The following is a 10,508-nucleotide window of genomic DNA, read 5'->3' as shown; positions in this document are numbered from 1 at the left end:
ATTAATTTTAAGATTTTTTTTTCAGATCCAATTTTTTCTTGATCAATTGTACTTAATATTTTAATGACATTGTGTCCGTATTCACCATACTCTTCAATTAAAGGACGATACTTAAATACATGATTATATTCGAGTTTAGCTTCAATATTATAAGTATGTTCTAACTGATTGGTGAATGCCTCATCTATAAGCGTTAGTGATGAAAGTCTCTTTACTACTTGAGATATTAAAGCTGGCCGTCTTTGAAAATTTGGTGCAACTTGATTGATGGTGACAGTTTGAGCTGTGCCAATATTTGTAGAACGATCAGGACACATATCAGTCTGATCCATGATTAATAGTTATATCATTTGCCTGTTCCACATATGTAGAACGATCATGCGTTTTAACTTGACGTTGGTCGGTATCAGTCTTTTTGCTTGTTTTCAAATTACTAATTTCTTGTGATAGTTTCTTAACACGTATTGTTTGTATTATCCCCCATATTGTTGTGAGGATTGTACATATTGCAGCTACTCCACCAACTGCTGGGTTGCTTAAAAAGTTTATAATAGTGCTCATTAGTTCCCTTAGATCTCATTCTATATAATATTTTAGTGATACATAATGTAACATAAATGATGGTTTCAGCCCAATTTCGTCAACGGCAATTTAAGTTGATAAATATTTAGATCATCAAGTCTCTGCATTCGCAATCTAAAGAAGCTTGATAATGCTTGAGCGATCAAATAAAAAGTTCGGAAAACTATCATAATTGGGTCCTGATATAGGTTGAATTTTTCCAAGGCGGATTGCATTGTTAACATCTTGGCGTGTTTTTCCAGTAGATTCAGCTAGTTCTTGTGTACTTAACGCATATATCCTGAGCTTCTTGATGTTTTCCAAGTCATCCATATGGGCATAGCGCTGGCCTAAGCCATCATCGATTAAGCTCAATCGCCCTGATTTCAGCCAATCAATTTCGAGTCTGCGCTTGTCAATTGATAACCAAGTGGGTATGTCTTGTAGTTTTATAAGACGCGGATTATTCTGGAATTCTGCAAGGTATTGCAGTACTACTTCGGATTTAAAATAACGTTTGTTACCCAATTCTCCATTATGTTGCACCGCTTGTAAAAAACCCTTTTTTACTAAACGTGACACTTTTTGAATATTAGCACTATCTCCCAAAAGTTCAGCAACTGCTTGCGCATCCATATAATCTGTTTTGGCTTTGCTTTTTGTAGTCATTTGTCCTTTTTTGGGCCTACCGGTGCGGGTTTGATAACCTTGTACTTTATCCAATTGTTGTTTGTTGATGCTGATAATATCTTTACGCTCAAAGACATAAACTAAACCATTATCAATGGTTGGTCCTGAAATGGGTTTTATGCCAAGGTGCTTTATACGCTCAGCAATGTTGGTAACATTTGTTTGAAAAAGTTCTGCAATTTCGCTTGGCAAAATGTATTTAGCTTTGAAACGGGCTAATTCCTCTGGTGAAACAAAGCGCTGAGTAGATTTTATATTTATTTTTGCCATTTTATACTTTAAAAGGCCTACTGACATGATTCGATATACTGCATCACGGTAGGTATTTAATGCGACAATAACATCATTGATATCTAATAATTCATTTTTATCTTTATTTTTTGTTTGTATATCAATGAATTGAAGTAATTCATTTTTATCAAAACTAATACCCAATAAACCAGCTTCTTTATCAAAGTTCACTATAGAAAGTCGTCTATCAAGTACAGCTTGAATTAATTCATCCAGTGTCCGCATCGAATGATAGTGATATTTCTTGAAATAAAGCGAAAGAGATATATTTTCATGTATAAATTTTGATTTTACTGATTTGCTAATAGTACTTAATAAGTTATTTAACACCTTAGTATCAATCAAGATATCACGGTAGCCATCAATATCAGGACCACGAAATGCGGTAATAATTCCACTCTTTAACAGGTTCTTTGTATTGTGGGGTGACAGCCTTAAAATTTTAGCTGCTTCATTTAGCGTAACTAACCTCAATAATATATCTCTGAGTTCAGCTACATTATCTAGTGAGTACTTCTCATCCAGCGAAGGTGGTTTTAAATTAGTTTTGATAAGCTGATCAAAGCTAGAATCAGATACGGCTAGCATAGTTTTAACTTCTTTTTTTGATAATAGCTTGTCTTGTTTCAGATTCTCAGTCTTTGGCTTTGGTAATATCGATGGCGTTTGTTCTGTGCGTATAAAACTTTCTAATTCAGACTCTACCGCTTGATAGATGTCAGGTTGTAATTTACGTAATGGAGAACGATCCAAAGCCATACTTAGGCGAAAGAGCAGAGCTGGTTTACTAAATGCTGGATAGATGGCACGATTTCTTGCGACAATTTCTGTTAGAAACTGATGAAAACTTTCTGGCCAATTAGCAAATGGTTTGAACGCATTTAGAGCTTCAATGTGCCTATTACTTATAATTTGATAACTAAGGTCTAATTCTGTATTAGACCAAGAATACCTACTGGATAAAATATAGCCAAGATGAATGACTGCATAAAATGATTGCATATCTTTGACTAGTGGATGTCCTTTGATCGAATCGCCATTGACTGCTTGTGCAGTCATATCTGCTAGTAGTGTTTCAGAGCTTTCAACTTGCAGTGAATCTGCTGCTTTCATTTCAGCACCACAGCGACATTTCAGTAAGTTTGTTCTTGACCAACTAAATACTGAATTACATGTCGAGCATGTATCCTGTAATAGAGATAAGTGTTTAAGGCACACTGTATAAGATGCAACTGTCCATATTTTTCGATGATAAGAAGACTCTGTTAAGCACTGTACACAGATTGCGGGATTTCTAAAATTCATTAACTCATCGGAAATGCTTGCATGACCGACTCTGAAATATTGGCTTTTATTGAGAGTAATCGACTGAAAAATTAGGTTGTTCAAAGTATTTTGAGGTGTATTTGTGAGATGAGACAGTCGTTCTATATTCAATTTACCCATGCAAAGAGCACGTATTTTATGAGCCTTTACCTCAAAATCATTGTCATCCAAAAGCGATAATATTGGATTCAAGGATTCATAACAGTTAGCATCCGATAGGCGTAGTAAGTACCCGATCATACTTTCATCTAGATTAGGTTCTGGACGCTTTAATAGTCGTTTTTTCATACGCTCATCAATCGATTAACGGCGGGTTATGGTATCTCTGATTGTCAATTCTTTTGGCTTGGCTTTGACGCGATTATTAGTGCCAATTTCTGAGTGTGTAATCCTACTTGTTGCTTTCCAAGAAGAAATTACAGAAGTCTCTACTAGGAATGGATTATTGGGGAGGGTGGTGTCGTATTGAATTGAATCAAAAGCTGTGCCTAAATGCGCTAAAGTCAAACATGGATGATTATGTCTAATGGCATCATAGGCAGCGTGCTTTATCAATGACATGATATTTGCTGCCGTTCCCTGACTTGCTACAAAAAGACGGTAAGCAATTTCTTCTGAAGCTAAATTACTATACACATCAAATGGAAGAGATTTATCTACTTCAGCTAAAAATTTTCTAAATTCATTTCGGTTGGCTTCACTATCCCATAAAAAGGGAGTTAGGCGTTTCTTGGTGAGGAATCGGCGGCGTAGTTGAGGGCTTTGATGTAAAATGGCTTCCGATTCTGGCATACCAATTAGTATGACTGGAATTTTAGTAATTTCGATAAACATCTTGATCCAGTCTGCTACCAAGCCAATAACTCTTTGTGTCTTATTATCAATGAGATGCTGAAATTCATCTATAATTATGACTTCTACCTTACATTGATGGACTAAAGCATATAAACGGTTGCTTTGAGTTACAGTGGTTCCATGGGTAGCTGCTAAATCACCTAGATCACTTAGCATTGCGGTTGCTACGCTTTTAATTGTAGCGCTGGCAGGTATAGATGTTTTAAAGACAGGATGGATGTCACCATCAGGCATTTCGATTGACGGCCAACGACTAGAATATTGTCGAATTAGACTTGTTTTTCCTACGCCTGATCCTCCTGTGATAAACATACACTGAGGCTCTTCTGAAAATTTAGACATTTCACGACATTCTTCAATGCAATCAAGAATGCTTGTGAGTCTAGGATATTTTATAAAGATAGATTCAATTTTTCTGATTTTATCTGCATTAGCTGCAACAAATTCTGCTAAATCACTCATTATTAATACCTCCCAAGCTGTAATCAGAAGACCAGTCATCCGCTTCATCATAAAATGATGTGAGTGGTATTTTATCGCTAGAAACAGGGTCTATTTTTTTCTCAACTTCGGTGACCAGATTTTCTGGAGAACGATTCATTTCTTTATAAATAGAGTTTAGTTGTTCATTTGACTTAGAGGATAGTACTGAGTTCTGAGAGATATCTTCGTAGCGTGCAACTTTTTGAGATAATTGTGTTTTCCTGTTTTTGGAAGTATGTTTACTTTTTTCAACAACTTCTTCAATCCTATCAGCAGCTTCCATTAAATTATTCATATTTACCGAAGATTTTGCGTATTCACGGGCATTCCTTCTGATTACTTGATGTTGAAATAAAGTTTTACCCGTTGCATATTTCTGGTTTATTGCTGGAACACTGAAATATTCCTCTTTGATTGGATCAAGAACAAATATATGAGAAATATTGGAAGGATCTATTTTTATAGTCACATTTGGATTGTCTAGAATTTTTTGCCTCAGTAAAGCCAGTTCTGATGAGTTATAGATTAGACCTTCATAGGAGATGCCAGTCCTCACAATTTTTCGTTTGTCATGAAGTCCTAGAGTAATATTCACGTCTAATGCACTCTTGGGAAGTAATGGTGGATATATCAGTACACTTTTACGCCATTTTTCTGCTGGTGTATCACCAATGCGTTCTTTGAAAGTTTGATGAAAAATATCTATCACCCATATATGCATAATTTCTACTAATGATGAGAAATCTATTACTGCATTCTTAATAGGATTGTAATCTGCAAATTTTCCAAGATTTTTTAGACTTTTACCTTCCATACCATTGAGTAATTTTTGATTTATAATTGAGAAATACCGCTCAATGGAAGCTTTAAACCAAGGTTGGAGCGGAGGTGCATATTGAATGTTAATCCCTAGTTGAATACACGCTTCTTCGAGCGCGATGCTATAGAATTCTTTACCGTTGTCTACGATTAAAGTTTCGAATACACCAAAAACATCCCATGTATTTTTAACAGAAGGAAAGATTTTGTTTATTTCAACTTTAGGCAATATAGCTACTTTTAGACACTCCATGACACTAAATGCACTTGGTGGAGTAAAACTAATGTAGAATCCTGTGACAGAGCCGGTATGATGATCTATTGCGGCAGTAATATACGGTTTGCCCAAAGGAAAACCAGTTTGATCATCAATGACGAATAAATCCAATTGGGTATGATCTATTTCAACCCGTTCTAATGGTCTAGTTGTTGAGACACCCATTTGGTAGACTCTAAATTCCATTTCGGCAGCATGTTTTCCTTCTCGATGTAGAGTAACTAATACAGGGTCAAGTGCTTTAATTTTATTGATTAGAGTAGTTAAACTCGGCGCTGTTAAGGCCTCACTAGCTATCCTGAATTTATTTTCTTTCCAAATATTTCTTTTAAGCTCTTCGTAGACTGTTGTTATTGATGGTTTATGGCCCTTCAGGTAAACATCCTTAATAGTCGTATCTATTATATGTTGTACTTCTGGATCAAGGCGCTTACTTCGATTCCCTTTTTTTTGCTCATTCTTGATTAATGAACGTATGTCTTCACTAGCATTCTTATAATTTTTATGCCAACGATATACTGTAATTGCTGAAGGTGGTGTGGGGTCTCCAATTTGAAGAGCAATATTTGCAATAAGTGGATCAAGATATTTTTTTGTGAAAGATGGGACTTTTAGTTCCTTTAGAATATTTAGATATTTTGACCTTCTTACAGCCTCCTTTTTTTGTTCTGATGATTTTGTTGAAAAATCTGCTAAGGCACGTTGTTCTGCCGTAATTAAAGGTTTGGTAGCAGTTTCAGGATCAATAAATTTAAGTTGATTGTTAACTAGGTGACCTAATGCTTCTGAGTATGGTATTGAAATCTTCAGAGCATCAGTTGTTCTTGAAAGTTTTAATATTTTTGTTTTGGGATCAAGGCTTTCAATTTCCCATACTGAACCTTGATAAGCGACATAGTGTCCATAAGAAAATTGATAGCTACTCATAGATCATCGTCTCCAACATACCATGTCATCTCTATTTCGGTATTAATATGAAGAGGCTTCTCCATATCGAATCTAGCGCTACCGTTGTAGAGTAAGAGATACGCAAGTTCCATTTCTGCTCCAAAATCAACGCAATGATTTTGTAGTACTTTTAGAGTATGTTTAGAATGATTTGGTAAGGCTCGTTTGATTTTTAAAAGTATTTCAGGATTAGATGTTAAGCGAGCATATCGGTATAGAAGTCGAATATTATCTAAGTAACTGTCTTTACGGAGATGTTCATCAGTTATTAAATCGTATATATGTCCGTGAAGATGAAAGTGCGCAGCGCGAGCAATATGTTTGCGTTTGAACTCATCTTCCATTGTTTTCTTATATGGTTTAACTTCTAAATATTGATATTGACCTGTTTGTAAGCTATGACGCATGACCTCAAAGTCTGGAGTATGACGCAGCTTTCTATCTTCAAAGATATAGGAAATAATTAGTGGTTGTGAACGGTAGGCAATTACATCTCTATCGAACTCAAGCCAATAGCAACAGTCCCTTTCTATTTGAGACTCCCATTGAATAATCTGCTGCATCTTTAAGCTAGCAAATTTTCCAATTACTCGGTCTCGCCCTCGATTGGTAATACGCCTAACGCCATGCTTAGCCATCTCGAAAACTCCAAGAATTTTCTTTGTTCAGAATTCATGATAGCTTGATTTCATCTTATACTTGAATCAACATTTGTTCGAGAAATAATGTTTTTTGTAAGATTATGATTTTAAAGTCTACCAACTAATAATTGGTGTTTTTTATTTCATCTTATGCTTTGATTTTTCCAATTATTTCATCTTACTTGATATTGTCATTTTTAAAGTTTTGCGACAAAACCAGTGTGATTATCTAAAAAATGAATATTTGATAGGCCTTTCCGCCTAGTGTGATTTTTAACTGTTAAAAGGGGCATCTAGATTATGTCAGGACGTATGTATTGGTTAATTTTGTATACAATGTTAAATGAGCATTTTTAAAGATACTCATTTAACAGTAATGTATTTTTACATAAAATCTATTTGATCTATCTCTTCCATAATTTCAGAAGTTCTTTGAAGCGTGGCAATCATCTTCTGATAATGCTTAATATCTTCAAATTGTAGAGCTTGACCTTTCCTGTCTTTGAGCCATTTTTGTGCAGGTTGATAGCCACCGATATAGAAGTTCCAGGCTACTTCAGGAACATTGGCAAAATACTGTTCATCGTTGATATAGACATTTCCATCTTTGTAAACATGCTTCTCAACAATATTGTCACCGCTTTCAGGATATTGAAAAATAGCTTTTAAAGTGGAGTCTTCCATAAGATGAAGTTTTCTTAATTGATTTCCTAATCCAACTAATTGACCAAATGTATTTTGATCTTTTGGGTATGGAACTCGTGGAAAATCAATTTTGAGAAAATTATTATATTTTTCTCTATAAATTCTTGAATGAAGAACAGCATATACATAATTTAATATATCTATAGGTGAAAAATTTTGACTTTCAGTAGATATTTCATCCGAAAATTTTCTTTTTATAATGCTACTTATTTTGTCTATATATTTTTTTTCTAAGTTGGGTTTCCTACATATTTTACCTTCAGTTGTTAAATCCTCATAATAAATATAAAGAGGCAGATTCATGGCATTTGAGCCAGTTTTTGAAGAAAGAAAAATTGCTTCCGTGATCGTATTAGTAACAAAAATATGAGCAAAAGATTGATCTTTATGTGCTTTAGTGCAAAGCAGACCTAGGTTTCCTTCTGATTGTAAATAGTTTCGCATAATTTTATCTACAGGCCATCCTACAAAACCTCTTGAATTACCTGTGTAGTAAATATATTTTTTATCAAATGGCCTGTAGTTGATATGCTTTACACACGTTTGATCTTTAAAAGAATCTTGGATATCTTTTTTAGCCCAATCATATTTCCAATCTCTTACATCAGCAGGAAGATTGTATTTTTTATAAAAATTAGATTTTTCTAACGTAATTATGTCTAGCGCTGATTGCAAACATTTGTCAGCAGTAGCTTGAATGCATAAATTATCTCTCTTTGTTACTATTCCATTACCCTGAACAGGAAATAAGTCACTTATTTTTATACCTTTCTCATAAATACTTTTTAATGTCATGTCTTGAGGAATGAAGTAATATTGTTTCCCTACTGGTTTAATTTCATTGAAATTTATATCATTTAAGTTTGATTCAGAAAGGAAATTATATTTTTCTTCACGTTTACCAAATACATCATAATGAAAGACTTGACCTAGCTCTGAATTCTTTTTATTTCCTGTTTTAATAAATATATTAATAGATACGCCTTGCATGATATCAAATACATTTTTATCTACACTTCCATCAGGAGAAAATTCTTTTTTCTTCCCATTCCCGTGAAGATCAATGGTATAAATCTTGTCGTAAGTTTTAAGTAGATTCCAGCGCATCCCTCTAAATGTTGGATTATCTAAAAAACCATGAGGATTAATGAAAGCAAGCACACCACTTCCATTTTTTTCAATAAAATGCTGCCCATATCGTAAGAACTTTACATAGTCATCATTAATCCATTTAGAATTTTTTTCTTTTAATTTTTCTTTTCCGCCTGGTTCTTTCTTATAGTCTTCCATTAAACTCATAATCCAGTCACCTTTATTAGCACTTTCACCACTATAAGGTGGATTACCAATAATACACATGACAGGTGTATCACGTTTAATATGGTTCGCTTCATTTGCTTCAGCACTGAGCCAATTCGCAAATAAAGTACCAGTATCAGGATGACTTTCTTCTAAGCTATTAGTTAGATAAACTTTCAGTCTTTGTTGAATATTGCCTTGTGGTTTATATCCTGTTTCTGATAACAGCAAGTTAAGTTGCAAGTGAGCCATTGCATAGCTCGCCATGAGCAACTCAAAACCGTTTAAACGTGGTATCAGATCCTTTTCAACATAGTTACTCCATATCCCTTGCATCCCTTCAAAGTCTTGATGTACGTGTTTGATGACTTGTGAAAGGAATGTGCCTGTACCTGTTGCAGGATCAAGGATCTGAACTTTATGAACTTCTTTTTCTGTTGTGATATAGCCATCTTTATAACGCTTATCTGTTGTGGGGTTTTTAATTTTAATAGTAGTTTTGGCTGTATCGGCTAATCCTGAAGCAAGATTAAACTCAGTTTTTAGAATTTCATCTACAGCTCTGACAATGAAATTGACTACAGGTTCAGGTGTGTACCATACGCCACGTTTTTTACGTTCTTTAGGGTCATATTCGCTCAGAAAAGTTTCATAGAAATGAATAATTGGGTTGTTCATTCGTGTTGAACGCCCATAAGTCTTTAAGATTTCCTCAACATTACAATGTAAGAAAATGTCTGCCAGGCTATCAACAATCCATTTGATACGATCATCAATGTCTGGACCTGCGATATAACCAAATAGTTTACGCAAGAAAGGGTTCGATTTTGGAATCAGTTCAGCAGCTTCTTGTCTTGAGAAAGTCTTGAGGGTTGAGTCATGTAATCGGGCTGCAAACATTCCATAAGCAATGGTCTGAGCATATACATCGGCAAAACCTTTTGGCTTAATGTCATGAATAAGAATCTGCTTAAAGCCTTCGAAGTGAGCCTTTAGAGTACTGTCTTCCTGTGTATCTTCATCATTGGTTACTGCTTTTTCTAATATTTCAGCAAGTAATTTTGCTTTATTTGCCATCATTTTGGCTAATTTCTGCGGACTTTTGATTGTTTGCCCAAGATAGATACTGAAATTTTTAATCAGACTCTCAAACATTGGGAAGTTTTCAGGCAAGGCTTTGATCTGATTTCCTGAAATTTCAGCAATAGAAATCTTAGCAACTAATTCACTTTCTTGATAAAAATAGAAGTCCAGGTAGTTGGTGAATACGATATTGTTTAAAGATGCTTTATAGCGGTCAAATTGTTCTTTGTTACCTGTTTTTTTCTTACCTTCTAGGTCTGTATCACCAATGTCTTTTGCTTCAATAAATCCAATAGGAATACTGTTTTTCTCAATGATATAATCAGGCGCACCACATCTTTGACGTTTAGGCTCGTTAATTACCATATAGCCTGAGCCGATAATTGACTCTACTAAGCTTTGTAGATCCCCTCGAAAGCTGTGTTCGGTTGTTTTACCTGTGACAAATTTTGCATTTACTGCCTGAATATAATTTTGGATCATTTAATGTAGTCTCATGTATTTCACGTTCATTCACTGGGTTTTAAATT

General features: G+C 34.7%; 6 protein-coding genes and 2 pseudogenes. All 8 read right to left on the bottom strand.

Features of this window, described 5'->3' with window-relative positions; all coding sequences use genetic code 11:
* Positions 1-317: pseudogene (locus tag Q9R21_RS04095) on the bottom strand (hypothetical protein); the annotation flags it as partial.
* Between the two features lies 1 nt (position 318).
* Positions 319-561, bottom strand: coding sequence for a hypothetical protein (locus Q9R21_RS04090; RefSeq protein WP_000104011.1), 243 nt, complete (start codon positions 559-561; stop codon positions 319-321).
* Between the two features lie 135 nt (positions 562-696).
* Complete coding sequence (locus Q9R21_RS04085) at positions 697-2,655, bottom strand: hypothetical protein (protein WP_000642242.1); 1,959 nt, start codon at positions 2,653-2,655, stop codon at positions 697-699.
* Between the two features lie 99 nt (positions 2,656-2,754).
* Positions 2,755-3,156, bottom strand: a pseudogene (locus tag Q9R21_RS14835) (TniQ family protein); the annotation flags it as partial.
* Between the two features lie 15 nt (positions 3,157-3,171).
* Positions 3,172-4,185, bottom strand: a complete 1,014-nt coding sequence (locus tag Q9R21_RS04080; RefSeq protein WP_001281162.1) for a TniB family NTP-binding protein — start codon at positions 4,183-4,185, stop codon at positions 3,172-3,174.
* Positions 4,178-6,229: a Mu transposase C-terminal domain-containing protein gene (locus Q9R21_RS04075; RefSeq protein WP_000100555.1), complete on the bottom strand. Its 2,052-nt coding sequence runs from the start codon at positions 6,227-6,229 to the stop codon at positions 4,178-4,180. Before Q9R21_RS04075 ends, Q9R21_RS04080 begins: the two co-directional genes overlap by 8 nt.
* Positions 6,226-6,888: a TnsA endonuclease N-terminal domain-containing protein gene (locus Q9R21_RS04070; protein WP_001052041.1), complete on the bottom strand. Its 663-nt coding sequence runs from the start codon at positions 6,886-6,888 to the stop codon at positions 6,226-6,228. Before Q9R21_RS04070 ends, Q9R21_RS04075 begins: the two co-directional genes overlap by 4 nt.
* A gap of 387 nt (positions 6,889-7,275) precedes the next feature.
* Complete coding sequence (locus Q9R21_RS04065) at positions 7,276-10,461, bottom strand: type ISP restriction/modification enzyme (protein WP_000615758.1); 3,186 nt, start codon at positions 10,459-10,461, stop codon at positions 7,276-7,278.
* Between the last annotated feature and the right edge of the window lie 47 nt (positions 10,462-10,508).

This window comes from Acinetobacter sp. RG5 (genome assembly GCF_031844265.1).
GTDB lineage: Bacteria > Pseudomonadota > Gammaproteobacteria > Pseudomonadales > Moraxellaceae > Acinetobacter.
The sequence above is the reverse complement of the archived record's forward strand: the minus strand, read 5'-3'. Positions and strand labels throughout refer to the sequence as shown.

Coding starts and splice junctions, on each gene's coding strand:
- Q9R21_RS04090 (WP_000104011.1), bottom strand. CDS start 561: ATGAGCACTATTATAAACTTTTTAAGCAACCCAGCAGTTGGTGGAGTA.
- Q9R21_RS04085 (WP_000642242.1), bottom strand. CDS start 2,655: ATGAAAGCAGCAGATTCACTGCAAGTTGAAAGCTCTGAAACACTACTA.
- Q9R21_RS04080 (WP_001281162.1), bottom strand. CDS start 4,185: ATGAGTGATTTAGCAGAATTTGTTGCAGCTAATGCAGATAAAATCAGA.
- Q9R21_RS04075 (WP_000100555.1), bottom strand. CDS start 6,229: ATGAGTAGCTATCAATTTTCTTATGGACACTATGTCGCTTATCAAGGT.
- Q9R21_RS04070 (WP_001052041.1), bottom strand. CDS start 6,888: ATGGCTAAGCATGGCGTTAGGCGTATTACCAATCGAGGGCGAGACCGA.
- Q9R21_RS04065 (WP_000615758.1), bottom strand. CDS start 10,461: ATGATCCAAAATTATATTCAGGCAGTAAATGCAAAATTTGTCACAGGT.